This window comes from Pseudoalteromonas sp. NCIMB 1079, from assembly GCF_040567695.1.
Lineage (GTDB): Bacteria > Pseudomonadota > Gammaproteobacteria > Enterobacterales > Alteromonadaceae > Pseudoalteromonas > Pseudoalteromonas distincta.
This window is the reverse complement of the sequence record NZ_JBEWZA010000001.1, coordinates 826,844-853,463: the sequence shown is the minus strand read 5'-3', so window position 1 is coordinate 853,463 and position 26,620 is coordinate 826,844. Positions and strand designations below refer to the sequence as shown.

General features: G+C 39.5%; 25 protein-coding genes. 11 read left to right on the top strand and 14 right to left on the bottom strand.

Features of this window, described 5'->3' with window-relative positions:
- Positions 1-167: 167 nt before the first annotated feature.
- On the top strand, positions 168-3,062 hold the full coding sequence (gene rapA / locus ABX891_RS03960; protein WP_354628958.1) for an RNA polymerase-associated protein RapA: 2,895 nt from the start codon (positions 168-170) through the stop codon (positions 3,060-3,062).
- A gap of 318 nt (positions 3,063-3,380) precedes the next feature.
- Positions 3,381-4,154, top strand: coding sequence for a YggN family protein (locus tag ABX891_RS03955; protein WP_024595182.1), 774 nt, complete (start codon positions 3,381-3,383; stop codon positions 4,152-4,154).
- Positions 4,155-4,264: 110 nt separating this feature from the next.
- Here ABX891_RS03955 and ABX891_RS03950 read toward each other — a convergent pair whose 3' ends face one another.
- Positions 4,265-6,694: a zinc-dependent metalloprotease gene (locus ABX891_RS03950; RefSeq protein ID WP_354628957.1), complete on the bottom strand. Its 2,430-nt coding sequence runs from the start codon at positions 6,692-6,694 to the stop codon at positions 4,265-4,267.
- Positions 6,695-6,848: 154 nt separating this feature from the next.
- On the opposite strand from ABX891_RS03950, the gene ABX891_RS03945 reads away from it, so the two are divergent.
- Entirely contained in the window at positions 6,849-7,817 is a 969-nt protein-coding gene (locus ABX891_RS03945) for a class 1 fructose-bisphosphatase (protein ID WP_154903726.1), read from the top strand.
- A 355-nt stretch (positions 7,818-8,172) separates the two neighbouring features.
- On the opposite strand, the gene ABX891_RS03940 is transcribed toward ABX891_RS03945, so the two are convergent.
- Positions 8,173-8,499 (bottom strand): hypothetical protein, encoded by a 327-nt coding sequence (locus ABX891_RS03940; RefSeq protein ID WP_004335492.1) that lies wholly within the window; start codon positions 8,497-8,499, stop codon positions 8,173-8,175.
- A 43-nt stretch (positions 8,500-8,542) separates the two neighbouring features.
- On the opposite strand from ABX891_RS03940, the gene ABX891_RS03935 reads away from it, so the two are divergent.
- Positions 8,543-8,902, top strand: coding sequence for a DUF5522 domain-containing protein (locus tag ABX891_RS03935; RefSeq protein ID WP_024605083.1), 360 nt, complete (start codon positions 8,543-8,545; stop codon positions 8,900-8,902).
- Positions 8,903-9,171: 269 nt separating this feature from the next.
- Here ABX891_RS03935 and ABX891_RS03930 read toward each other — a convergent pair whose 3' ends face one another.
- The 7 genes from ABX891_RS03930 to ABX891_RS03900 all read right to left on the bottom strand — a co-directional run bounded on the left by ABX891_RS03930 (position 9,172) and on the right by ABX891_RS03900 (position 16,745).
- Positions 9,172-10,038 (bottom strand): sulfurtransferase, encoded by an 867-nt coding sequence (locus ABX891_RS03930; RefSeq protein WP_024605084.1) that lies wholly within the window; start codon positions 10,036-10,038, stop codon positions 9,172-9,174.
- Positions 10,038-11,132, bottom strand: a complete 1,095-nt coding sequence (locus ABX891_RS03925) for a capsular polysaccharide export protein, LipB/KpsS family (RefSeq protein WP_240915897.1) — start codon at positions 11,130-11,132, stop codon at positions 10,038-10,040. The genes ABX891_RS03930 and ABX891_RS03925 overlap by 1 nt, the downstream gene beginning before the upstream one ends.
- Positions 11,133-11,309: 177 nt before the next feature.
- Complete coding sequence (locus ABX891_RS03920) at positions 11,310-11,729, bottom strand: group I truncated hemoglobin (RefSeq protein ID WP_024605085.1); 420 nt, start codon at positions 11,727-11,729, stop codon at positions 11,310-11,312.
- On the bottom strand, positions 11,729-12,562 hold the full coding sequence (locus tag ABX891_RS03915; RefSeq protein WP_024605086.1) for a DUF3034 family protein: 834 nt from the start codon (positions 12,560-12,562) through the stop codon (positions 11,729-11,731). Before ABX891_RS03915 ends, ABX891_RS03920 begins: the two co-directional genes overlap by 1 nt.
- The gene (locus tag ABX891_RS03910) at positions 12,549-14,864 is read right to left on the bottom strand and encodes a bifunctional diguanylate cyclase/phosphodiesterase (RefSeq protein ID WP_354628956.1); all 2,316 of its coding nucleotides are present in this window, start codon (positions 14,862-14,864) and stop codon (positions 12,549-12,551) included. Before ABX891_RS03910 ends, ABX891_RS03915 begins: the two co-directional genes overlap by 14 nt.
- Positions 14,857-15,519 (bottom strand): methylamine utilization protein, encoded by a 663-nt coding sequence (locus ABX891_RS03905; protein WP_076925058.1) that lies wholly within the window; start codon positions 15,517-15,519, stop codon positions 14,857-14,859. Before ABX891_RS03905 ends, ABX891_RS03910 begins: the two co-directional genes overlap by 8 nt.
- 122 nt (positions 15,520-15,641) lie before the next feature.
- Positions 15,642-16,745 (bottom strand): phosphoribosylaminoimidazolesuccinocarboxamide synthase, encoded by a 1,104-nt coding sequence (locus tag ABX891_RS03900; RefSeq protein ID WP_290192233.1) that lies wholly within the window; start codon positions 16,743-16,745, stop codon positions 15,642-15,644.
- A 178-nt stretch (positions 16,746-16,923) separates the two neighbouring features.
- Between ABX891_RS03900 and ABX891_RS03895 the strand changes: the two genes are divergently transcribed.
- The 4 genes from ABX891_RS03895 to ABX891_RS03880 are packed head-to-tail and all read left to right on the top strand — an operon-like array spanning position 16,924 to position 20,471.
- Positions 16,924-17,994 carry a CDP-glycerol glycerophosphotransferase family protein gene (locus ABX891_RS03895; protein WP_354628955.1) on the top strand — a complete coding sequence of 357 codons (1,071 nt, stop codon included), beginning with the start codon at positions 16,924-16,926 and terminating at the stop codon, positions 17,992-17,994.
- 7 nt (positions 17,995-18,001) lie between these two features.
- Positions 18,002-18,700 (top strand): ABC transporter ATP-binding protein, encoded by a 699-nt coding sequence (locus tag ABX891_RS03890; protein ID WP_354628954.1) that lies wholly within the window; start codon positions 18,002-18,004, stop codon positions 18,698-18,700.
- A complete protein-coding gene (locus ABX891_RS03885; protein ID WP_354628953.1) occupies positions 18,697-19,956 on the top strand; it encodes an ABC transporter permease in 1,260 nt (419 codons plus the stop codon). The genes ABX891_RS03890 and ABX891_RS03885 overlap by 4 nt, the downstream gene beginning before the upstream one ends.
- Positions 19,957-19,970: 14 nt before the next feature.
- Positions 19,971-20,471 (top strand): DUF3299 domain-containing protein, encoded by a 501-nt coding sequence (locus tag ABX891_RS03880; protein WP_004335523.1) that lies wholly within the window; start codon positions 19,971-19,973, stop codon positions 20,469-20,471.
- Between the two features lie 69 nt (positions 20,472-20,540).
- On the opposite strand, the gene mutM is transcribed toward ABX891_RS03880, so the two are convergent.
- On the bottom strand, positions 20,541-21,350 hold the full coding sequence (mutM, locus tag ABX891_RS03875) for a bifunctional DNA-formamidopyrimidine glycosylase/DNA-(apurinic or apyrimidinic site) lyase (RefSeq protein WP_004335526.1): 810 nt from the start codon (positions 21,348-21,350) through the stop codon (positions 20,541-20,543).
- On the bottom strand, positions 21,350-21,865 hold the full coding sequence (locus ABX891_RS03870; RefSeq protein WP_354628952.1) for a hypothetical protein: 516 nt from the start codon (positions 21,863-21,865) through the stop codon (positions 21,350-21,352). The genes mutM and ABX891_RS03870 overlap by 1 nt, the downstream gene beginning before the upstream one ends.
- Positions 21,866-21,983: 118 nt before the next feature.
- On the opposite strand from ABX891_RS03870, the gene ABX891_RS03865 reads away from it, so the two are divergent.
- A complete protein-coding gene (locus ABX891_RS03865) occupies positions 21,984-22,910 on the top strand; it encodes a manganese-dependent inorganic pyrophosphatase (protein WP_354628951.1) in 927 nt (308 codons plus the stop codon).
- Positions 22,911-23,110: 200 nt separating this feature from the next.
- On the opposite strand, the gene rpmG is transcribed toward ABX891_RS03865, so the two are convergent.
- The 3 genes from rpmG to radC all read right to left on the bottom strand — a co-directional run bounded on the left by rpmG (position 23,111) and on the right by radC (position 24,463).
- On the bottom strand, positions 23,111-23,266 hold the full coding sequence (gene rpmG, locus ABX891_RS03860) for a 50S ribosomal protein L33 (RefSeq protein ID WP_004335545.1): 156 nt from the start codon (positions 23,264-23,266) through the stop codon (positions 23,111-23,113).
- Positions 23,267-23,277: 11 nt separating this feature from the next.
- The gene (gene rpmB / locus ABX891_RS03855; RefSeq protein ID WP_004335549.1) at positions 23,278-23,514 is read right to left on the bottom strand and encodes a 50S ribosomal protein L28; all 237 of its coding nucleotides are present in this window, start codon (positions 23,512-23,514) and stop codon (positions 23,278-23,280) included.
- Positions 23,515-23,788: 274 nt separating this feature from the next.
- A complete protein-coding gene (gene radC, locus ABX891_RS03850; RefSeq protein WP_007581936.1) occupies positions 23,789-24,463 on the bottom strand; it encodes a RadC family protein in 675 nt (224 codons plus the stop codon).
- Positions 24,464-24,607: 144 nt separating this feature from the next.
- Between radC and coaBC the strand changes: the two genes are divergently transcribed.
- A complete protein-coding gene (coaBC, locus tag ABX891_RS03845; RefSeq protein ID WP_354628950.1) occupies positions 24,608-25,801 on the top strand; it encodes a bifunctional phosphopantothenoylcysteine decarboxylase/phosphopantothenate--cysteine ligase CoaBC in 1,194 nt (397 codons plus the stop codon).
- A 111-nt stretch (positions 25,802-25,912) separates the two neighbouring features.
- On the top strand, positions 25,913-26,500 hold the full coding sequence (slmA, locus tag ABX891_RS03840; protein ID WP_004335558.1) for a nucleoid occlusion factor SlmA: 588 nt from the start codon (positions 25,913-25,915) through the stop codon (positions 26,498-26,500).
- Positions 26,501-26,620: the final 120 nt, after the last annotated feature.

Below are 26,620 nucleotides of genomic sequence, written 5' to 3'. Positions count from 1 at the left end.
CAAACTGTAATTAGTTTTGATTTACCTAAAAAAGAGTCATAAACAAGCTGTTTTAATAGTAATAATTAACACTTACAAAATTAATTAAAAGTGAGCCAAATAGCGCCTTGCAGTGGTGTTAGCTTACAGGTAACATAGCCGCCTTTTTCATCATAGACGAGACATACATGAATTTTTCCTTAGGTCAGCGTTGGATCAGTGATACAGAGTCAGATTTAGGATTAGGCACCGTTGTTGCCATTGAAGGCCGTCAGGTCAGCATATTATTTCCTGCCAGTGGTGAAAACCGTGTTTATTCTAGTGCAGAAGCACCTGTTACCCGTGTGGCATTTAATCCTGGTGATGTGATCAAAAGCGTTGAAGAATGGGAATTAGAAGTAGAGTCTATTGAAGTACAAGGCGAGTTACTTTGTTATCACGGCACCCGTGTTGATAATGGCGAAACAGCCAAGTTAAAAGAGACCTTTTTAGATCATTTTATTAAGTTTAATAAACCACAAGATCGTTTATTTGCAGGCCAAGTCGATCGTTTTGATCGCTACACACTTCGCTACCAAACGTGGTTACATAAATTTGAACGTGAACAATCGCCTATTAAAGGCTTAATTGGTCAGCGTGCTAATCTTATTCCGCACCAGCTTTATATTGCCCAAGAAGTGGGTAAACGTTTTGCCCCACGCGTACTTTTATCAGATGAAGTAGGCCTTGGTAAAACAATTGAAGCGGGCATGATACTACATCAACAAATTATTAGTGGCCGTGCAAGCCGCGTACTTATTGTGGTGCCTGAAAACTTACAGCACCAATGGTTAGTAGAAATGCTACGCCGCTTTAACTTACGTTTTTCTATTTTTGATGAAGAGCGCTGCGACGAAGCGTTTGCAGATTCTCCAAACGTATTTGATACAGAGCAACTAGTACTTACCAGCCTTGAGTTTTTAACCAAGAAAAAACGTTGGTTTGAACAAGCAACGCTTGCTGATTGGGACCTTTTAGTAATAGATGAAGCCCACCACCTAAGTATAAATAACGGCAAGCCAAGCTCTGAGTACCAACGTATGGCAGAGCTTAGCCAAGATATTCCGGGCCTTATTTTGCTTACAGCAACGCCTGATCAACTTGGTCACAGCAGTCACTTTGCGCGTTTACAATTACTCGATCCGGATCGTTTTTACGACTACGACGTGTTTAAAGAAGAAGAAGCAAATTATAAAGACGTAGCGCAAGCGGCAAATCAATTACTGCAAGAGCAAGCTCTGGACGACGCAGCCAAAGCCACACTAATTGAGCTATTAAAAGAAACTGATATTACTGATATTCTTGAAAAAGCACAGCAAGGTGATTTACCAGCGCGTAAAGAAATACTTAACATGCTACTCGATCGCCACGGCACAGGTCGTATATTATTCAGAAATAGCCGCAGCGGCATTGATGGCTACCCAAGCCGTAAATTACACGCCTACCCAATGGCATTGCCAAAGCAGTATAAAACGGCTATGTCGGTTCTTGGTAACATGGGCGGCATTCAAAACCCTGAGCTAAGTGCACACCGTGCTCTGTTTCCTGAAAAAATATTTCAAGAATTTGAAGGCGAAAGCGCAAGCTGGGGTTTATTCGATCCACGTGTAGATTGGTTAATCGACACCCTTAAAACACTTAAGCGCGAAAAAGTACTGCTTATATGTGCTAAAGCTGAAACAGCTATCAGCCTTGAGCAAATACTGCGTGAACGTGAAGCAATTAAAGCGTCAGTATTTCACGAAGGCATGTCTATTATTGAGCGTGACCGCGCTGCTGCATTTTTTGCAGACGAGTACGATAATGCACAAATATTACTGTGTTCAGAAATTGGCTCAGAAGGTCGTAACTTCCAGTTTTCGCATCACTTAGTGTTGTTTGATTTACCACTGAACCCAGATTTACTCGAGCAACGTATTGGTCGATTAGACCGTATAGGCCAAACACAAGATGTGAACATTCATGTGCCATATTTTGAAAACACCGCTCAAGAAGTACTGCTACGTTGGTATAACGAAGGTCTAGATGCATTCGAATCTACATCAACAACGGGGCAAATGCTTTATAAAGAGTTCCGTGACGACCTACTTGAATATATTTCTGCGCATAACTGCGATGAAGACGAGCTCGATCCATTACTTGAGCAAGTAGCACAACAAAATGCAGTACTGCGTAAAAAAATGGAAAGCGGACGAGATCGTTTACTAGAACTACATTCATCGGGTCAAGGTGCTGCCGACTCGCTTGTAACTGATATCGAAAAGCTCGATAACCAGTTTGAATTGCCAAGCTACATGATCAACGTGTTTGACACATTTGGCGTAAGCCAAGAAGATAAAGGCGAAAACACCATTATCTTAAAGCCAACGGAACATATGTTAAATGCATCTTTCCCATCGCTTAAAGAAGATGGTATGACGGTTACCTTTGATCGCGACACTGCACTTTCGCAAGAAGATGTACACTTTATCAGCTGGGATCACCCTATGGTGCAAGGCACCATGGATATGATTTGTGACGACGACTTTGGTAGCGCATCGGTGGCTTTACTTAAAAACAAAAAGTTACCGCCTGGCACCTTTTTTGTTGAGCTTATTTTTGTTGCAGAAGCAATGGCACCAAAGGTATTACAAGTTGGTCGCTTTTTACCGCCTACACCAATTCGTATATTGCTCGATAAAGCAGGTAATAACCTAGGTGAAAACGTGGCATTTGAAGGCTTTAATCAGCAGTTATCAGCCGTTGGCCGCCAAACAGCAAGTAAACTTGCAGGTGCACTGCAAAGCGCTGTTCACCCGATGATCACTACCGCTAAAAATATGGCACAAGAAAAACTTGAAGTTATTCGCGCAGCGTCACTTGCTAAAATGCAAACGTCACTCAGTGAAGAGCAAGAGCGACTTGTTGCCCTTAAGCAAATTAACCCGAATATTCGCCAAGAAGAAATTACCTTCTACGATAAGCAACGTAACGACCTAACTACGTATATTGAAAAAACACAGTTACAACTTGATGCAATTCGCTTAATAGTGGTTTCACACTAAATATTTAGTTTTTAAGCCGACTCCAGAGTAAATTTAGAGTCGGCTATTAAGCTTAATTGATATAAATAGCTGTATCTTTTTAAACTTCATTTAAAAACCACGTGTTCTTATTTTATTATGAGCCAATTCTACCCTCTCTAGCTATATATTAAGCCCTTTGTTGGACTGTTGATTTTGCCCAACATAACCGTATCTAAAAACTCAAGCTGCACTCTATACAACTATTCTGTGAGATAGTTGATAGGTTTATTTTCCCTTGCATAAAGTTGTTTTTTTGTTAACCTACTCGCCTTCCATTTTAGTCTTTTTGAGGTGTTTATGGCGTTTCTATCTCGTTCGATATTGGCGTTATCCATGGCGCTCTCAAGCACTAGTGTCTTTGCTCAAGCCCAATGCGATGTTGAATTACGTCATGGTTTAATTATTACTGACGATGCAATTCGCATATTAGATAAAGGCCAAACTCGTGTCCAAATTAATAACAATAACCAACTGTTTATTCGCGGTTATTGGGTTGATTTAAGCGATGACGAAAGCAAAGTACTCGAACAGTTTAGTAATGGTATTCGCCACACAGTCCCCGAATTAGTAAACCTTGCTACCGATGGTGTTAACTTAGGTTTAAGCGCTATTGAACACGTAGTTGAAGGTATGTCTGACAAAGAACCTGAAGTACTTAAAACACAATTGCAGTATGTAGAGCGCGCGCTAATGGATAAGTTTAAGCGCGGAGATGACTTCTTTTTTATAGCCCCTCAATCACTTTCGCAAATAGATGATTTTTTTACTAAAGAGATCAGCCAGCAAATTCACTCTGCTGTTCATGGATCGTTAGGTGCTATTTTGGTATCACTTGGCGATGCGTTTAAATCGCGTGAAGGTAATATAGAAGATCGCATTAACGACATGGGGCAACGCATGGATATTATCTCAAGAGAAATTGATAAATCGCTACAAAAAAAGGCACATCAATTAGAGCTTAAGGCTTCTGAGTATTGCGAATGTTTAAATGCACTCGATGTAACCGAATCTCGCTTACAGGCAATAGTACCTGGTATGGCCGATTACGATTTAGTGCAAATAAAGTCTTAGAGTACGTATTCGTTTTTAGAATAAAATAACACCGAGTATAAATATACTCGGTGTTTTGCTTTGTAATTGATTAAATGATTGATTTAAAATAAGCGCTTCTACTTTTTATTCTAAATTGGTGAGCCTGGTGGGATTGGCAGCACTTTAAAGTTGTTTGGCCATTGCCCTTTAATTAAAAACTGATTTACTTGCTCTGCTAAATATTGCTTAAATGCACTCTCGCCAGTACTTGTATGGCTCAGCATTGAGTTTTGGTTAAAGTCTTCACTTAACTTAACTAAGTAGTAACGTAACTGCGCCTGCACTTCAGGGCTTGCACTATCGCTTGCTACTAAATCAGCCATGGCTTTTGCAGTTAAAAATTGCACGCGCTGAGTTATTTTACCTGTCATTGTATTAGGTGATGACGCGTTAAACACTTGGCCATATAGCTCCTCAAGTAACTCATCTAAACTATAAAAATCATTACTACGTGCTTGCTGCTGCGCTAGGCGATTTAAACGTTGTGCATTTAATAAAAGCGATAAACTATGCTGCACTGCAACTTCGGGTAATGCCATTGCATCGAGCGTTAACCCTGTGCGCCCAACTATGCTCTCGCGCGATTTAGACTCGCCATAGGCTTTTGGCGGAATTAGCGATAATACAGATTCAGGAAGTAATAAGTTATTTGGCTTAAGCGTTGCAAAAATAGCACTTACCGCTTCTTGCTGCATTTTTTTATTAACGACTTGTGCGCCTTTTACGGGTGAGTCACCACGTGTTTCGTATTCGTAATCAACACCGGCTATAAGCTTAACTGCCGCCTCAACCTGAAAACGGTGGAACAGATAAAGTGGAACTAGTTTTTCCTCTAATTGCGATAGTGAATCGCCCGTTTTAATATTATTAATACCAAACTGCGAAAGCGCTTTTTTACGTACGTCGAGTACGCGTAAAAGCTCCTGAGAGGGATTAGTGCCGTTATCCCATAAATGAGCTGTTGGATGCGCGCCACCTTTAGCACGAGCGTCACTATCTGATATAAACTCAAGGCCTTTGGCTTTGTTCTCCTTTAAAATAGCGGCGAGTTCTGCGCTTTCATCTTGGTTAGTAAAATCGCTATAGCCATATTTAATTACTTGGGTATCCCACACGCCCATGCCTGTTGCATAGCCGCGCGTTACATCAAGCTTACCTTGTTCATTAAAACTAAGTAGCGGATGTGGGTAATCCATTACTGAGGCTCTATCCCCTACCGATGCAGCAAAGTTATGAGAAATACCTAACGTATGGCCAATTTCATGCGCGCTTAATTGGCGAATACGATCAAGCGCCATTGCTTGCAAGTTTTTAGCAACTTCATTGCCTTTCAAATAAGGCGCAGCAAGTGCTTCGGCTATTAAAATATCTTGGCGAACACGCAATGAGCCAAGTGTTACATGCCCTTTAAGTATTTCACCTGTGCGAGGGTCAATTACAGAGCTTCCGTATGACCAACCACGCGTTGCACGGTGTACCCATTGAATTACGTTGTACCGAATATCCATAGGATCGGCACTACTTGGCAGCACTTTTACTACAAATGCGTTTTTGTACCCTGCAGCAGTAAATGCGTCGTTCCACCACTTCCCACCTTCAAGTAAAGCGCTTTTAACTGGCTCCGGCACGCCGGGATCTAAATAATAAACAATAGGTTCAACTGGCTCACTAATTGGTAAGCTTGAGTCCTTTTTCACTAAACGATGGCGCGGTATATAGCGCACAAACATAGACTCGCCAAGCGGGGCTGCGTAGTCTTTATGCTCAATACTCCAAAAGCCAGATTGCGGGTTAAACTTGCGCGGCGTGTAGTTATCATCTGGTAATTGAATAAGCGAATGATGCATATGCACAGTAAGTGCGTATGGGTCGGCACTTACTTGGCGAACAAACTCACCTGGTTTTGTGCCTTTAAATGTAAGCACGGCTTCAAGCTCGGTGTTTTTTACAAATGCTTTTGAGCGATTCATATAAACGGCGCTACGTGATTCATCAAGGCTAAAGTTGCCTTGCTTACGTGCAGCAAGTGTGCGGCTTACGCCATGTACATCACTTAATAAATAAGGCGTATAATCAATAAGTGCTGTGGCTTTATCTTCTGCAACCACTTTAAAACCAGCAAGTATACTTGATGCAAACGCTTCTTTAATACTTTGCTGTTCAGCCTTGTTACTTGTATTAGCACGATAGTAAGTATTTACAGCCCGCAGCATTACTTTGTCGCCAAAACGCTCAAACTGCACAAGGTGAGTATTACCAAGCTGACCTCTATCAAGGCCTATATCGTTAGAGCCAATACCGTAAGGCAAGCTTTGTTGCAGTAAAAATTGTTGTTCAAACTTATCAACTTTTAAATATACTTTTCCCTTTTGGGTATCGTAAAAAAACGAATAATAGCCCGGAAAATGATTCATTTGCGTAGTAAATTCATCAATTGACTTAATTGCTGCGTGCGCTTGAGTTATGATAGAGCACAGCACAGTAAAGAATATGTAACTTAGTAGTGGTATTTTTTTCATAATCTTATCTTTGTTATTTGTGTTTTAAGTACGATTAGGTGGTCCCATTATAGGGTGCTATTTAAACAATACAGTTATTTAAGACGAATTTCAGCGCTCTAAGCTAATCTCTCTCACATTATGATTGGTTTTAACACGTTATCAGGAAAATAGAATGCGTAGACTCCCTCCAGTATTACTTGAAGATGGTTGTTCAAGAGAACTTTTATCATTAATTCGAACAGTTTTAGCGGCATGTAAAGAAATTTCGTTTCGCGTTGGTCAAGGCGCGCTTTCTGGCGTATTAGGCTCAACCCTTGATGAAAACATTCAAGGTGAAACTCAAAAAAAGCTCGATGTATTATCTAATCAGCTGTTAAAAGATATTTTACTGGAATCAGGTACGGTTAAAGCAATCGCCTCTGAAGAAGAAGACTACACAGTAGCAGGTAACCCAGACGCTAAATTTATAGTGGCATTTGATCCATTAGATGGCTCGTCAAATACGGATATTAACTCACTTGTGGGTACTATATTTTCTATTATGGAAGCGCCTGAAGGCTCTGACGCTGCTGATCAAAGCATATTTATGCAGCCCGGCCATAAGCAAGTTGCTGCAGGTTACGTACTTTACGGGCCATCAACAATGCTTGCGCTGACTACAGGTAAAGGCACGCGCATGTTTACTCTTGATAAAACACAAGGCAGCTTTTTACTTACACAAGATTTTGCCGAAATCCCTGCTGATACAAACGAATTTGCCATTAATACGTCTAACCAACGCCATTGGCAGCCAGCTATGCAAAACTATATCAATGATTTGCTAGCAGGCGATACAGGCCCGCGCGCTAAAAACTTTAATATGCGCTGGATTGCAGCAATGGTGGGCGATGTACATCGCGTGCTTAGCCGTGGCGGTTTATTTACTTACCCTACCGACACCAAAGATCCTAAAAAGCCAAATAAATTACGCCTACTTTATGAAGCAAACCCAATGGCTATGTTAGTAGAGCAAGCTGGCGGTATCGCATCAACCGGTACCGAGCGTATTATGGATATTCAGCCTGATGCAATCCACCAGCGAGTAGCCGTTATTTTAGGTTCTAAAAACGAAGTAGAAACGTGCTTGGGATATCATAAATAATCGCTTAAAACGGTTGTCCTCAATTTAAAAAACCGCATTCAATTGAAGTGCGGTTTTTTATAGGTGAGGTTTTATACCTCACTTTTTAACCACCAAAGCCACATTGCATGAGTGCAAAGTAAATTCGCACCTACAGGGTTACATATATTGTAGGTGAGGTTTTATACCTCGCTTTTTAAACACCAAAGCCACGTTACATGAGCGCGAAATAAATTCGCACCTACAGGGTTGCATATATTGTAGGTGAGGTTTTACACCTCACTTTTTAAACACCAAAGCCACGTTACATGAGCGCGAAGTAAATTCGCACCTACAAGGTTGCACATATTGTAGGTGAGGTTTTACACCTCGCTTTTTAAACTTTTACTAACGCAACTATTTGAGCAAGCTTTTGATGATTAAGCTCTCCCATTTGCTCACTATTACTGAGTGCATAAATAAAACCTTCATGCTCAGTACAATCAATATCATCTCGCGATTCAATTACGTTTGCCCAAAGCTCTAAATCATCTAAGTCTATTTCGTTACTTAAACAGCGTTTAAGCACATCAATTAAAACCTCGGTTGAGAGAGTATAATGAGTTTTATTGCTATCAGCAGGGCTTGAAACGATAACCGATATAGCTTCGTCCCTTTGCTCACCAAATGTAATAAATTCAGCTAATGCTTTTTGTGTATTCATAATATTTGTTATTCTTGGCTCACTGTTACTAAAAAGAATTATAATGACTCAACTTAACTGTACTCAATGCCACAGTACTCTAACGTGTAATGTAGACGATATATCAGCGTGTTGGTGCAATGAGCTGCCGGCTATTTTACCGCTTGATATCACAGCAACAAGTTGTTTATGCCGCAAGTGCACGCTTAATAAAATAAATACTTTTTTAGAGGGTGTTTATGCACAACCTATTAAAACCCAAATAGACTTTGCAAAGCAATTTAGAGGTAACGACAATTTAATTGAAGGGCTCGACTACACCATGCAAAGTGGTTACATGGTATTTAGTAAGTGGTTTTTTTTAAAGCGTGGTTCGTGCTGCAAAAATGGTTGTAAAAATTGCCCTTATGGTTTTAGAAAGTAAAAACTATTTAATACAAATACGAGCAAACATATTTTTACCTTCTCATTTTCTTCTCTTTCACTTCTCCTTGTGAGTAATACTTTAAATGCTGTTATTCACAAAAAGGTTTAAAGGCGCTGCGCTTTTAGAGTAAGCGATTGTATAAAAATAGTATTCAAATACGAGTAAGCACTGGTTTTTACCTTCTCATTTTCTTCTCTTTCACTTCTCCTTGTGAGTAATATTTTTAAATGCAATTATTCACAAAGAGGTTTAGAGGCGCTGCGGCTTTAACGTGAGCAAGCTCTAAACCCACAACACATCTGCTTTTCTCCCGTGGCGATGGGCAATGAATCACTTGCGCCCCACTCACTCCACGAGCCATCATAAACACTTAAATTACTGTAACCACATTCGGTAGCAAATAACGCTAAAACACACGCTGTAATACCTGAGCCACAGCTAAATTGTAGCTGCTGCACATCACCGATTACGTCATTAAATATCGCTTTAATTTCGGCAAGTGGTTTGGCTTCACCTTTATTAAGTAAATCCATAAAAGGTAACGGGCGACTATTTGGGATATGCCCGCTACGCATGCCTTTTCGGGGTTCACTTTCTTCGCCTGTAAAACGTTTATAAGCACGTGCATCTAACAATACAGTGCTGGGCTCATCAATTGCATCAACCACTTGTTGGCTATTGATAAAATACTCAGAATTATAGCTTGCCGTAAAATCACCTTTACCTAACGATTTGCTATAACCTTGCTGTGTGGCGTAACCGCTCTCTAACCACTTTTTAAGGCCACCACTGAGTACTTTTACGTTGTGGTGCCCCATAGCTTTAAACATCCACCACGCCCTTGCCGCGCTAAATAAACCGCCATCTTCGTATACAACTATAAACGAGTCGTTATTTACACCTGCATTTTGCATCACGTGGGTAAACTGCTGCTCGCTGCATACCGTACTTGGTAAGGGATTTGATCTATCGGCTAATTCGTTTTTTATGTCAAAACGTTTAGCGTTAGGCAGCATTGCTTGCGGCGAATAAGTACCCAAAACACCTGGGCGCAGCATACCTGCATCAAATATCACTAATGCAGGATTATTAAGTTGATCGTGTAATTGCTGACAGCTAATTAGGTTTTTCACTACGATTCCTTATCACCATGATATTTAGCAAACTCATCATTACCCGTAAAACGCGCTTCAATCGCTTTAATGTGTTTATCTTCAGTGTGTTTCCAAACGCCAGGAATACAATATACATGTTCAATAAAGCTAAAAAACTTATCCTTTAATAATGTATTTGGTTGCCAGCCCTGCATTACTTCGTTCAGATTTGCTGCAAGCTGCTCTGCAGTGCTCGCATGCTTTACCAAACCCTCAATGTTGTAACAGGCTTGTCCAAGAGTTAAAACTCGTTTATTTAGCAGTAATGCTTCTAAGCCGACCGTTGAATTAATCGTTAATACGGCTTCTGCGCACTTAATCAAATCACTCGTTTGATTTCCATTAGCAAAAATTGCAATCGGATCTTTTTCATAAAGATGAGCGTAATGTTTATGCCACGACGGATGCTCTTTAAAAACCACTTTTAAACTTGGATCATTTAAGCTTTTGACGGCTTTAATCACCTCGTCGTAAAACATGTCCATAGAGTTTATCCACGGAGAAAAGCTAGCTAATTGAGTATCGTGAGGTACTTGAAAAGGCGCAAATATATAGCGTTCTGGCACATCGGCGCACTCAAATTCACAGCGCTTTTTATGATCAGCTCTTGGAATTAAATCCGGCGCAGAAAAGTTTAACTTATTTTGTGGGTCAAAATTTAGGTAAAAAGAAGGGTCACGGCTTAACGACGCATTATAGTTAATACCATTAGGGTCTAAACTGCTTGTACCGGGTAGTAAACCATTTTCATAATAAAACTGCTTTACACCTAATGCTTTTGCAGCCATAGCAACGGTTGTATTTGGAAGTTTATTGCCGTTCCAAATGACAATGTATTCAGGATTAGTCTCGGTTAATAAGGCTAAATACTTGGCGTATCGTAATCGTTCAAATAAAACTAAACCAGCACTATAAACCGCAGTAACGATAGAATTATTCCAAGTTGTATTACGTGCTCTTTTACGTTTTAGTTGAGAGTTGACTACACCAGTAAAATTAACTTGGAACGCATCTATTAAATATTTCACAGCAGAAAGCTTAGGCGCTCCCATGATGTGTAATTGGCAATTCATCGACAATCTTTTGATTATTTTTTTATAGTATTTTGCGTGTACATTTTTGCGAGAAATAAATAGATAAGCCATACAAGCTATATTTGCCAATTGTTGTTTTTATGAAATAATTCTATGTGGACAATGCAATCAAAGCAAGGTTCCCTTTACTTAATAATTACTTTGAAAGCTTTATAGTTACATTTTTATAATTTCATCACGAAGTGGCGCCATTCTAGAAAGAATATCGTTTTGTAAGCTATGGCTAACATCTTGCTCATTCATTGCATTTATAAGCAAATCAACAACATGATTAAAATCTTTCTCTGTAATATGCATACCAGTATGAATTGCCACCATAGAGTCACCATCGTATGTACACGGGCCCTCTACTAACATGCACATATGATTAATAAATCCTTGGCGGAAATGCGCTATATTACTGTGTTCAAAGTAATGAATTATCTGCTCGTCATTGCCTATTTGATAGATAAAGCTATCAACAATTCTGCCTATCCCCGCTTTACCATCCAGCTTTTGATAAAGTGAGAGCTTAGTAGAATTTGCACACCCACTAAGCAACCCTAAAAAAATCAAAAAAATACCAACGCTTTTCATTACCAATACCCTGTTACCGATAAATACCAACCTGTTTGATCGTCAGCCCCTGCAATGCTTCCTAAATCAAGGTAAGCCGCAGTCACACTCACATGCTTGTTAGGCATCCACGCTACAAATAAGTCTTTCCAATCTTGTTCGCCTAAGTTTAAGTTATTTGATTTTTGACGATACTCAACACCTACGGCTATTTCGCGACTAAAAAATATAGCTGTGCTGCCTTCAAATAATACTTTTCCGCTAGTATTTTCTCCACCGTAACCAAGTAGACCAAGTTGATTAGCTTCACTGTATCGTGTAGTTACGTTCCAAAACCAGTTATAGCCAGCAATAGCCCCTAAATGTAATTTACTAGCAGCGAGGTAGTAGTCAGTACCGCTAGTCTCTTCTGCGCCTACAAGTGTTGCTATACTGCCATCATCTAGTGATTTATGCTGAATCCCTAAGCTAAGCTGTGGCCAATCACTGTAAACAATATCGCCGTACAAACGTATTTTAGCACCTGTAATTGATTGCTCTATTTCAGCATCAAGTGCTGGTACATCAAAGCGCTGTTGGGCATAACTAAGCTCAACACGATTAAATAAATTAAGTTGTGCACCACATACGTCAAGTGTGTAGTCGGTTACATCTGCGCGACTACAAAAGCCATTTACCGAAAATTCATCATCACTTGCGTACCCAGCAAGTTGTGCCCACGGTACAATCCCCCCGCCGCCACTGCCTTCAATTTGAGAAACTCCCGGCGTAGCTAGCAGCTTTCCATTGCTTGCAATGCTCGGCACACTAACTATTAAAAACAAACTTGCTAATAAGTATTTAATTTTTTGCATAGTATTCCTCCAGCCATTCTTCTAATAGTTCTGCTTTTAAAGGCCTACTTAAGTAATAGCCTTGTGCATGGTCGCACTGCATGCCTCTAAGTAAATTTAATGAGCCAAGCGTTTCAACCCCTTCAGCTACAACCGAGAAACCTAGCTGATGCCCCAACGTAATTGATGATTGCACTATAAATTGATCTTTTTGCGATTCATCAAGTTTTAGGATAAAGCACTTATCTAGCTTAAGCTCATCAATAGGCAGCATTTTTAATCTACCAAGTGATGTTTGCCCTACACCATAATCATCTAATGATATTTTAACGCCAATTGCCTTTAGGTTTTCGAGCGCTTTAATACCTTTTTCTTCGTTTTCGATCATATCGCGCTCAGTAAGCTCAATAGTGATCAGCTTAGAATCTAATTTGTACTTTTTAAGCGTGCGAACTAATGCAGCGTGAAAGCCCGGAAATGCTATATCTTGCGCAGATACATTTATTGCAGCCTGTAAGTTTATATTTTTAGACTGCCAATCAGCTACTTGTGCTACAACCGTATTAACAACCCACCCAGTAAGCTCAACAATAAGCCCCGACTGCTCGGCTAAGTCAATAAACAGTTCAGGATTAACCCAGCTACCATCTTTTCGCTGCCAGCGAATAAGCGACTCAACTTTATCTATTTTTTGCGATTTCAAATGTAATTTTGGCTGATAAGTCATAAACAATTGACCATCGTCATCACTAATAGCCTGCTTTAGTTCATCAAGCATTATTAAGCGCTCTAAGTGCGCTTCGTCTTCGCCATTTTGATAGTAATGTATGCTCTCTTGTGTGTTTGCAGCACTTTCAACTGCAATTAGCACACGGCGCATTAAGTCATCACTTGCAATACCTTGTGTAGGATACTGCACAATGCCTGCACTAAAGCGTAAGTTAATTTTTAGTTTTTGAATGGTGTAGCACGCTTGTAATTGTGCCATTAAGCCAACAATACCGCTTTTGTGTTCACGCGCTGCCGCAGTCGGAAACACAGTTAAAAACTCATCGCCGCCAATACGGGCATGAAAGCCCCCTAACTCATCCGAAAACTCACTTATTCTGCAAGCAACGGCCTTTAGGCAGTCATCACCAATGCGCGGACCGAGCTTATCGTTTATATGGCGAAGACCTTTTATGTCTATTGCAACGAGCGTGTACTCGGCTGATGAATCTAACTCATCATCAAGCACCTCAAGCATTGCCGAGCGATTATAAAAGCCTGTTAGGGAATCGTGTCTGGCTTGAAAACTAATTTGCTGTTCACGCTGATTTATATCGTTACCCATGCTATCGAAAGCGGCAACTAAGGTGGCTATTTCTGTACTTTGCTTTTGCCCTTTAAATTCAAAAGTATAATTACCTTGGGCAAATTGCTTTGCAATAACAGCGAGCTGGGTTAGCGGTGTCGTTAAGTTATTAGCAAATAAACTGCTAGTAATAACACCTACAAACATAGTTAAAATAGCTAAAATAATAAGTGTAAAAAGCAGTTTTTCGAAATCACTATAACTTTGTGTTAAATCGGCACTCAGCAAAATAATTATGGGATGGGTCAACAACGATGGTAAATCTATTTCTCGGTTACGAAACACTAAATACTCACCAAAAAACCGCGATATGGTTACGGTACTAAAATAGCTAACAGGTTCAAATTGCTCAGGACGATTAGCTAATGAGCTAATAACAATATCGTCAGCACTGCCTATAAAACTTACATCCATGCCTGTTAAGCTTTTTAGTTCATGGGCTACATTGTCGTCAATTTTAAAGCCCACCAAACTATAGGCTACTGTACGTGGCGCTTTTACAGGTAATAAAATAATTTGATACAGCTCGTTATTAAGCACCACAAAACTAGACTCTTCTGGCGCACTTAAAAGCTCTTCCATCAAGGGCTTTAAGTTGTGTGCAAAAACGTCTTCGTCAGTATTGGCGGAAATTAGCCTACCCGATAAATCAAGTAACAACATTAATTCGGCATCAATACGCTGACTGTGATTAAACAACACGCTGCTGATTGTACCTGCATCTCGCGTTGCTACAGCTTGCTTAAAACCAAAATCGGAGGTGAGTACTTTTGCAGCGGTTAACAGTAGGCTTTCTTTTGACTTTAAATATTGCTTATAAACATTTTGCGCTACGGTAATATCTTGATTTACTTTTTCTTCTTGAAACTTACTCGTAGACCACCAAAAACTAAACAAGCTGACCATAGTGGTTAATAACACTAAGCCAACACATAAAATGGTTATGCGATTTCGTAAACTATTAGTCATTACCAGCCTTAAACTTACTACCAAAGGTATTTCTAGGTGCTGGGGTCGATGTGTTTACTGTTATCTGTAACTTTTTTTGAGAATTGATTGTTATAATTTTTTTATTCTCCAATGGCGCTGTTTGTAAAGGGTGCCACACACTCACTTGTGCAGGCAGTATATTAATAGGCAAACTAACATAGCCTTTTTTATCTGTTTTATAGACGGATTCACTACTCGCTACATAGATATAGCCAACCATAGAGTCATGAATATTACACCCTAAAACAACAACCCCTTGTTGCTCAAACGTAATGGGCTCTTTTGGTTGCCCTGAATATAATCTTAGTTGAAAAGGCTTAGCTTGTGAAAAAGAATAAACATGATGGCGAATATTGTCGCTGTTAGGAAAGTTAACTTTTTGACCCTGTTGTACAACTAATAATTCGGGTAAAAACTGCTTATGGACTTGATCCATTATGGCAGTGGGCAAATTTGAAGGTGTGGCTTGCTTATCAGCAACATTAAGCTCAACCACTGCACCTGATAACTTTTGGCCGTGTTGATCCTCTATTACTAATTCAATATTTGCACTTAAAGCAAACTGACTAAAAAACAAACCTATAGCTAAAAAACAATGTCTTTTAGCAAACTTTTGCAATGCCCGCTCAAACATAACAACACCTAAATATTAATGTTAGGTTAAGTTAATTAGAGACGAGCACTAATTGCAAGAATTATAGCCCAGTAACTAAAAATAAAGACTTAGTTACTGGCTTTGTTAGCACTTAAGTGCTGCTATTTAACAATTAATTCGTAATCGTTATCTAAAATAGTAATTACTTCTTGGCGAGGATCTTTAGGGATCACAATATCTCTGCCTACAATTTTGCTCGCTATACCAACATAGGTGTTTGACACTTCAAGCATTACTGATTCTGGTAAAATATAATCTTTAGCTAATTGCTCACGCTCACTCATGCGATCTTTATTTAATAATACGTCACTCTCTGGCACATTATTAATCAGTAATTGACGAAAGCCTTCTTTAGAATTTTCAACAATTTTACCGTTTTTGTATGCAGCTTCATCCCAAATACGTGACGAATCAGGCGTGCCTACTTCATCAATATATATAAGTTGTTGCGCGCCATTTAAATCCTCTACATAACCAAACTCAAATTTAGTATCTACAAAAATTTGGCCAAGCTTCGCTAGTTCATCACTAATTAATTTAAAACCTTCAACTAACAGCTTTTCGTATTTGGTTACGTCATCTACCGATTTAAAGTTAAATACGTCTAAGTTATTAGTAATGTTAGCGCGAGTAATATTTACATCATCAACTGGCGGAATATCAGCAACGCCTTTAATAATACCTTTTGTTGATGGCGTAATTAAAACGTTATCAAGCTTTTGGTTCGCTTTTAAGCCTTCAGGCAAGTCAATACCACAAAAGTTACGTATGCCTTTAGCGTAGTCACGCCACATGCTACCCGTAATATATTGGCGAGCAATTGCCTCTACTTTTACTGTACTGGCTTTGCGTACAATCCACACATACGGATGTGGAATATCAACAATATGATTACCCGCAAGGCCTGCTTTATCAAATAACTTAAACCAATGGGCTGCCACTGAGTTTAACGCCATACCTTTACCTGGTACGCCATTTAAACCATTTTCGCCTTGCCAAATGCAATCGAATGCAGAAATTCGGTCTGAAATAACCATAATAGCAAGCTCAGTACCTGTCGGTACTTGGTAGCCTTTGTCTTTAATTAATCGTGCGCTGTCTTCATCAGTTAACCAATAAACTGAACGAACTTTACCGCTGTGTACTTCACCTTTGGTACGAATGGGTAAATCATCGTTTACGTCTAAAACTTTATAGCTAGTCATGCTATCTCCGGGGTTAGGGATGCTCTTTGAGCAAAGTATGGTATGGGGTTATATGGGCTGTATAATAATCTAGCCAACCTCAAAGCTCAATCGGATGCTTAAAACAAATAAAGGCATATATTTATAAGCGAGTCGCAATGGGGTAAACTTAATGTGCTAACCAGCCTGAGGAGATAGCTTGAACTACTTAACTGCCACTAAAAATAAAAAATACTTAATGTATATTTCTCAGAATTATTCATACGCTATCTTGAGACCTTTGCAGGCGCAAATATTGGCACATGGTGGTGAAGTACGCTGGTTTTTAGCGGGTAGCGAAGTAAACCCTGATTTTTTAACCACAGACGAGCCACGTTTACATACCATAAAAGATGTAAAAAGCTGGGCTCCAAACATTACATTTATACCGGGTAATATAGTACCTAGCTTTATTCCAGGTAAAAAAGTAGCTGTATTTCATGGTTTTAATTCTGAAAAGCGCAGCTCTGAAGGTAATCGTGGTCATTTTACTATTCGTGGTTGTTACGATTTATATTGCACGCAAGGGCCAAATACAACAACCCGATTTAAAGAGCTGGCTAAGCAGCATGGTTTCTTTAAAGTAGTTGAAACCGGCTGGCCAACACTCGATCCACTTTTTAGTAATACTTCAAATAATCCTTATGTAAGCGACGACCCTCGCCCTACTTTACTTATATGCTCTACTTTTTCACGAAAGCTGTCACTTGCTCCTAAACTATATGAGCAAATAAAATATTTTAGTGAACAAGGTAAATGGCGTATCTTGATGCAATTTCACCCTAAAATGCCTACCGAATGGGTTAATAAATACAAAGCGCTGAGTAACGAAAATCTAACATTTATTGAAACCGATAACGTTTTGCCGTTACTGAAAGCTGCTGATGTTATGCTGTGCGATACATCGTCAGTTCTTTTAATGTTTTTACTACTACGTAAACCGGTAGTCACGTTTTGTAATCAAAAACCACTTCCTCATTTACTTGATATTACCGACGCAGATGAAGTAGAAGCAGCTATTGAACACGCGCTTACTAAACCTAGTGATTTAATGCAAAATATTGAAAGCTATTGCCAGGAACTTCATCCGTATACCGATGGCCAATCTAGCCAACGCGTATTAAATGCAGCTAATGAATTTTTACAAAGTAACGAAAAACTAAAACCCAAGCCATTAAATATAATAAGACAGCTAAAAATGCGTAAAGATCTAAACTACTGGGGTTGGTAATCGGATAATGATAAACCTGAAAAACGTAACTTTTAAGTGGCATAAAAGCGATAGCTCACCCACGCTCAACATAAAAGAGTTAGTTATAGAAAAAGGTGAGCATATTTTTTTACACGGTCCTAGTGGCTCAGGTAAATCGACCTTATTAGCGATTCTTGCTGGCATTAATACAGCCACTAGCGGTGAGGTATCAATTTTAAACCAAAACCTAACTACATTAAGTAATACCACCCGTGATGTTTTTAGAGCGGATCACATTGGCTACATTTTTCAAAACTTTAACCTGCTTCCTTATTTAACTCCTATTGAAAATATAACGCTTGGGTGTGAGTTTTCAAAAAGCCGAAAACAAAAAATATTAAAGAAATCATCAAATAAAAACTCTGCCTTACAAAAAGAAGCGATACGGTTATTAAATGCTTTAGGCCTTACTGCCCAGTATCACCATAAAGATGTAGCGACACTGAGTATTGGACAGCAACAGCGCGTTGCTGCCGCTCGCGCATTTATAGGCAGCCCTGAACTAATAATTGCCGATGAGCCCACATCTGCACTCGATACAAATAACCGTGAGAGCTTTATAAAGCTACTGTTTGAACAAGCAAAGTTATCTAATAGTACGTTGGTATTTGTGAGCCACGATGAAACACTAAAGCCTTTATTTAACCGCTCCATTGACCTTATAAATTTGCAGGAGCAGGTATGATCATCGCTAAACTTGCTTACAAAAGCTTATTAAATCGCCGCGCAAGTGTACTGCTTACATTATTTACTATCGCAATTAGTGTAATGCTACTTTTGAGTATTGAACGTGTACGAATTGATGCTAAAAGTAGTTTTAGTAATACTATTTCGGGCACTGATTTAATTGTTGGTGCGCGTACCGGCGATATACAGTTGCTGCTTTCGTCAGTATTTAGAATTGGCCATACTAATAACGGCGTAAGTTGGAAAAGTTATCAATACATAACAAGTCAGCGAGGCGTAAAATGGAGCATACCTATAAGCCTAGGCGACAGCCATAAAGGCCAAGCGGTACTAGGCACAACACTTGATTACTTTAGCCATTATCGCTTTGCAAAAAAACAAAACCTAACCTTTAACAAAGGCCACCCTTTTACCGCGATTAACGAAGTAGTGCTAGGTAGTGAAGTCGCTAATAAATTAGGTTATAAACTTAACGACTCTATTGTTATATCGCACGGCATGGGGAACACGAGTTTTCATCATCATGACGATAACCCATTTAAAATCGTCGGCATTTTAAACCCAACAGGCACGCCAGTTGATAAAACGCTGCATATTCCTTTGGCTGCAATCGATTTAATTCACGGCGGTAAAGCGAGCCTTGAGCATGAGCATGAGCATGAGCATGAGCATGACGAACATAACAACCTAGTCGGTCACCCAAAGCAAATTACAGCATTTTTAATGGGATTTAATTCGCCTTTGTACACATTACAAATTAGGCGCAATATAAATCAATATAAGCCAGAAGCCCTGCTTGGCATTATGCCAACCGTAACACTTAAAGAGTTATGGGAAATGCTCGCCATAGTAGAAAAAATACTATTACTATTCTCAGCTGTTGTCGTGTTAGTTAGCTTACTTGGTATGTTAACGACATTGCTTGCAAACCTGAGCCAGCGACGTCGCGAACTTGCTATATTGCGCTCAGTAGGCGCTCGCCCTTGGCATTTATTTACACTTATAAGTATTGAATCATTACTGACAACTTTACTTGGTTGCCTAGTGGGTAGTGCGCTTTATTACTTAGTTATTTTTTCAGCCAGCGGTTACTTACAAAGCCATGCCGGTATAAGCGTAAATATCACAATGCTCTCTTACTATGAACTGGGCTTAATCGGGGTTATTATGGCCGCAGGTTTTATTATTGGCTTAATACCCGCTACTCGCGCTTATTTTTATTCACTCAGCGATGGCATGAGTATAAAAGCATAATTTTTAGGTATTTTATGACATTTTTTAAAACAGCTTTTCAATACATTGCTGCTATTAGCTTATTATTTATAAGCGTAGCGAGCTATGCCAATCCACCAAAAGAAATTTTTTGGGAAGACTTAATTCCCAAAGGTCATATGCAAATAGACACTCAAGCGCAAGCTAATCACGAAGGCAGCGATCAAAACTGGGTGCAACCCGATTTAGATGCTCCAGTGGTAAAAGCGCTTGATGGTCAATCGGTAAGTTTGCCTGGTTTTGTTGTGCCACTTGAGGGCGATAGCGAAGTCATTACTGAGTTTTTACTCGTGCCTTATTTTGGCGCCTGTATACACGTACCACCACCACCGCCAAATCAAATAGTCCATGTAACGATTAAAGGTGGTGTGCCTATAGATAGTCTGTACGACGCAATCGTTGTAACCGGAATAATAAGCACAGAAACATGGTCGGGCGAAATCGCGCAGGTAGGATATAAAATGAAGGCAGTCGGTGTAGCACCGTTTGAGCTTTAAAATGAAGGGCCCGCTTTTAAATCTGGCCCTTAAATCTCATTAAATTTAGAGTCGGTAAAATTCAAATAACTACTTTTGGCAATTTGAGCAAAAAATAGTACTGCGTTGCCCTAATCTAATTTCTTCTAATTCGTTTTCGCACGTCATACATGGCTTGCCTTTGCGCCCATATACTAATAACTCTTGAGCAAAATACCCAGGCTTACCATCACTTTGTGCAAAGTCTTTAAGCGTTGTACCACCTTGTGTAATAGCCGCTGCAAGTGTGTCTTTTATAATAGGGATAAGTGCTTGATAACGTTTGAGCGATACTTTTCCGGCTTCTCGCTTTGGATGTATACCCGCTTTAAATAATGATTCATTCGCGTAAATATTACCAACACCAACAACCACTGCGTTATCCATAATAAACTGCTTTACCGGTACTTTTTTATTGCGCGATTGTTCGTACACGCGTTTAGCAAAAAAATCATCGGTAAGCGGCTCAGGACCAAGCTTAGAGAGTAGCTTATGCACTTCACCGGGCTCTTGCCATAAGCAACAACCAAAACGACGAGGATCGTTTAAGCGCAGCGCTTTACCGTTGCCAAAAATAAACTCTACATGGTCATGCTTTTTAAGCGGCTCACTTTTATCTACTACACGCAAATTACCTGACATACCCAAATGTAAAATAGTGCTCCCAAGCTCACAATGTAAAAGTAAATATTTAGCTCGTCGTTCAATACTTGTAACAATTAGCCCTTCAAGTTGATACACGTCATCTGGCACTGGCCAGCGCATACTGGCATTGTAAATATTTACCTTTGTAACAACTTGGTTTTGTACGTGGGGAGTGATACCCATTCGGCTCACTTCTACCTCTGGTAATTCAGGCATTAATTAGACTCACTTTGTGAAAAATCAAAACTAGGGAATAACTGCTGAGCAGTTTTTAAATCGAGTGCGAGTATTCGTTGGCTACTCTTTTCGAGTAAGTAATATTGCCCATCGCCTTTATAAAGCAAATAAACCCAAGGTAAACTCTCGCCAGCTAACTCAAATGTAGCAACGTATAAAGGCGCATTAGGATTAAAAACAACAGACTCATTAACCCCCATTAACGCCGCGCTTTGCCATTGGTTAACTAAATCACTAAGCTGCTGCTCAGACGCTTTCCACACGAGCGATATATCTTTTTGTAGTGGTGTTGTACGCCAACTTGTTCCTATGCGCTCAATTTTTTGATCAACAAATTGCAGTGTCAGTACAAAACTTTGCTGGGGGAGTACAGCTTGTAACGCTGGTTTATCCTCACCTCCTAAAAATTGCTTATGCCAGCCATTTAAAAAGAAGATCATAATCAACATCGAAAATATTATAACGTTGTTCCAACCTTTACGGCCCAGTCGCATATAAATACACCTAGTAAATTCAAGATTTTAAAGTGTAACTAAAACTTAATTGCGCTGTCTATATGTTAAAGGCCGCAGACTTTGTTAGAATATCGACAAATTTAAAGGAGTTCCGTCAATGTCTATGTATGTAGTGGGCCATAAAATCCCAGATTCAGATTCTATTTGTGGTGCAATTGCACTGGCTTATTTAAAAAACCAAATTGATGAGCCAGCAATTCCAACTCGTCTTGGTGAAGTTTCACCTGAAACTCAATTTATTCTTGATAGATTTGGTTTTGAAGCACCAGAGCTTAAGTTAAGCTACGCTGGTGAAGATGTGTATATTGTAGATCACACAGAAAAAACACAAGCACCTGATGATATCGACCAAGCTCGCGTTGTTGGCGTGGTAGATCACCACAAATTAGGTGACTTAACATCATCTACTCCGCTTGAATGTTGGATTCGTCCTGTTGGTTGTTCAAACACCATTATTAAAATGATGTACGACTTCTACAGCGTAGAAATCCCTAAAGACATCGCGGGCATTATGATGTGTGCAATTTTAAGCGACACAGTCATATTTAAATCACCAACATGTACCACTGCCGATATTAAATGTGTTGAAGCGCTAGCTGAAATTGCAGGCGTAGAAGACTTTAAAGAATTGGGTATGGATATGTTCCGCGTTAAATCTGCGGTAGAAGACACACCAGCACGCGATTTAGTAATGCGTGACTTTAAAGATTTCAACATGAACGGTAACCTAGTAGGCATTGGCCAACTAGAAGTAATCGACCTTGCTGTTTTTGACGATATTAAAGCAGACCTTGCAGCCGATATTGCTAAGCTAAAAGTTGAGGGTAATCGCCACTCTGTATTTTTACTGCTTACCGATATAATGAAAGAAGGCTCAGAAATGCTAATTGTATCTGACGATGCAAACTTAGTTGAGCAGGCTTACGGTGTAAAACCAGAGAATGATAAAGTATGGTTAGATGGTGTACTAAGCCGTAAAAAGCAAGTTGTACCACCACTACAAGATGCATTCACAAAAATATAATGATACCAATTTTATTAAAAACATGATTATTTTATCGCATTAAATAGCTCACTAATTTAATGCTATTGGTATAACGTTTTTTGATTTAAAAGCCTTGTTGGTTATGCCAACGAGGTTTTTTTATATCAATTCACTAATCATATTTTTAAAAACAAAAAACCCAGCCTAAGCTGGGTTTTTAAATTCTAAAAGAACTAAAATTACTTAATTTTAGCTTCTTTAAAAAGAACATGTTTACGAATCTTTGGATCAAACTTTTTGATTTCCATCTTCTCAGGCATGTTACGTTTGTTTTTGTCAGTAGTGTAGAAAAAACCAGTACCGGCAGTTGAAACTAAACGGATTTTATCGCGCATGATTCAGATCCTTAAACTTTAACGCCGCGAGCACGGATTTCTGTAAGAACCGTGTCGATGCCTTTTTTATCGATAATACGCATACCTTTAGTAGTAGTGCGTAATGTTACAAAACGTTTTTCACTTTCAACCCAAAAACGGTGTGTTTGTAGGTTAGGTAGGAAACGACGTCTAGTCGCGTTTCTCGCGTGTGAACGGTGATTACCAACCGCAGGACGCTTACCTGTAACTTGACATACTTTAGACATGTCTATATATCTCCAATAACTTCGCTCGAGCTTAATTTAATCTAAGGCCGTGTATTTCCGCCCTAGAGATAAATCGAAGGGCGCTCTTTATACAGCTTTTACAGGCAAAGATCAAACACTGATCTATCCAATCAGCTCATATATGTAAATTTGATAGCGGCTAATTATAAAGATCGAATGCCCTTAGGGAAAGTAAAAACTGCATTTAAATTAAACTAATTTGCCAAAACACGTTAAACAGCTCATTTTTAACACACTTCTGTATCTAACAAAGCTAAATCAGGCCTCGCTCGGCAAACGAAACACACGTTTCTCCACCAACAATGATGTGATCAAGCACACTTATGTCGACCAATTGCAGTGCTTGCTGCAATTTATTAGTAATAAGTTTGTCTGCTTGGCTCGGTTCTGCAATACCACTTGGGTGATTATGCGCAAAAATAACAGCGGCTGCATTATTTTTAAGGGCAGCCTTTACCACTTCACGCGGATAAACACTGGCAGAATTAATTGTGCCATAAAAAAGTATTTCATCTTTTACTAATCTATTTTGGCTATCTAGGTATAACACCATAAATACTTCTTGTTGCAAGCCTCGCATTTGAATTGTTAGGTAATCGTAAACTGAGTTTGGCGAATTAAACACGGCGTCTCGTTGGCAACGCTCCTGCATATAACGTTGGCTTAGCTCTAACACAGCTTGTAGCTGAACATACTTAGCGGTCCCTAACCCCTTTTGAGAGCAAAACTCCTCAATGCTGGCATTAAACAAATTATGAAGTGTTTTATTCTCGTTTAATAAATGCTGAGCCAACTCAATTACATTCATTCCAGGTAACCCTGTTCGTAAAAATATGGCAAGAAGCTCTGCGTCAGTCAGCGCCTTAGCCCCCTTTGCTATGAGCTTTTCACGAGGTCGAAGTGAGTTTGGTAGTGAAGTAAGTTGCATTATTCATCCTTGAGAGGCGAAAGTGTCTTATAAATGTAATGCAAATTTGAAATTTAGCCTGTTATTTCGAATTAAAAAACTTCGCTGTATGGGTAAAGATTTGTTATTTTAAGCCCAATATTTAATAAAAACTGATGAACATCCATGACTAACTTAACAAACAAAAAAATTGTACTAGGTATTACCGGCGGTATTGCAGCTTATAAATGTGCAGAACTCGTTAGGCGATTAAAAGACTCTGGTTGTGAAGTAAAAGTAGTTATGACTGAATCAGCTAAACACTTTATTACACCACTGACCATGCAAGCCGTTAGTGGAGAAACAGTCTCTGACTCATTACTAGACCCTTCTGCTGAAGCTTCAATGGGGCATATTGAATTTGCAAAATGGGCTGACTTAATTTTAGTTGCTCCAGCGACGTGTAATATTATTGCTAAAATGGCAGCCGGCATTGCTGACGACCTACTAACGACGTTACTGCTAGCAACGCCTGCAAAAGTCGCAGTTGCACCAGCCATGAACCAGCAAATGTATGCACACGCAGCAACACAAGCTAATTTAGCCACATTAAAAGCACGTAACGTACTTATTTGGGGCCCGGGTAAAGGTGAGCAAGCGTGTGGTGATATAGGCGCTGGACGCATGTTAGAGCCTCATGAGCTAGTTGCGCTATGTATAGCAGAAGAGCAACCGCAATTACTTGCAGGAAAAACAATTACAATAACAGCAGGCCCAACGCGTGAGCCTCTCGATCCGGTACGTTTTATATCAAATCACAGCTCTGGAAAAATGGGTTATGCACTGGCAGAAGCCGCTTTGCAACTCAGTGCTAAGGTTAATTTAATTTCGGGTCCGGTCACTATAAAAGCCCCTACTGGCGTAAACCTTATCAATATAGAAAGCGCTGAGGAGCTATTAACTGAGTCACTTACCTATGCACCACAATCAGATGCATTTATTGGCTGCGCTGCTGTAGCAGATTATCGAGCTGCAAACATTGCGACTCAAAAAATGAAAAAGCAAGGCGACGAACTCACTCTTACTTTAACTAAAAACCCTGACGTAATTGCAGCTATTGCCAACCTTAAACAAAACCGTCCTTATACTGTGGGGTTTGCCGCCGAAACTCAAAATGTAGAAAGCTATGCTAAAAGTAAACTAAAGAATAAAAATCTAGATATGATTTGCGCTAATGACGTATCAAAAAGTGGCTTAGGGTTTAATTCCGATCATAATGCTTTAACACTGTACTGGCATAACGAACAACTAGAATTACCAACTACAAGTAAAATAGAAATAGCTCGCAAGGTGATCGAACAGCTGGCTAAACATCTATAAAAAGGCTGGAAACAAACTGAATAAAACATTAACATACGCCATTCATTTGAACAAAAAATGACTAGGGTTCTTAACTGCGCCACTAAGAATAACTAATAAAAAGGAATGTTCATGCCTGCGACAAAAAGAAGTAATCGCAAAGAGCAAATACTGCAAGCACTCGCACAAATGTTAGAAACTAATTTAGGCCAACGCATCACCACAGCAAAACTAGCTGCTGAGGTGGGTGTGTCTGAAGCCGCGCTATACCGTCATTTTCCGAGCAAAGCGCGTATGTTTGAGGGCTTAATTGAGTTTATTGAAGATACCCTTTTATCTCGTATAAATATTATTATTGAAAACGAAAAAGAAAGCCAAACGCGCATTTATAACATTCTATTATTACTTCTAACCTTTGCTGAAAAAAACCCAGGTATTACTCGCATTTTAACGGGCGATGCTCTGCAAGGTGAGCAGGAACGTTTACGTGAGCGTGTACAAACCTTGTTTGAAAAACTAGAAACTCAGTTTAAACAAGTGCTTCGTGAGCGCAAATTACGTGAGGGTAAAAACTTTCAAAGTGATGAGCTTACACTTGCAAACTTTTTGCTTGCCTACGTTGAAGGCAAAATGAATCAGTTTGTACGTAGTGATTTTAAAGCTAAACCAAGTGTTCAATTTGAAAAGCAATGGCTTGAGCTACAAAAAATTTGGCTGTAATGTTTGCTAAATTAATAAATTGAATACTAAAAAACGACCTGCGGGTCGTTTTGTCGTATGTAGCTGCCATTTATCTGATCCGCTCGAATTATGAACCAAACTCGTTACAATGAAACAATG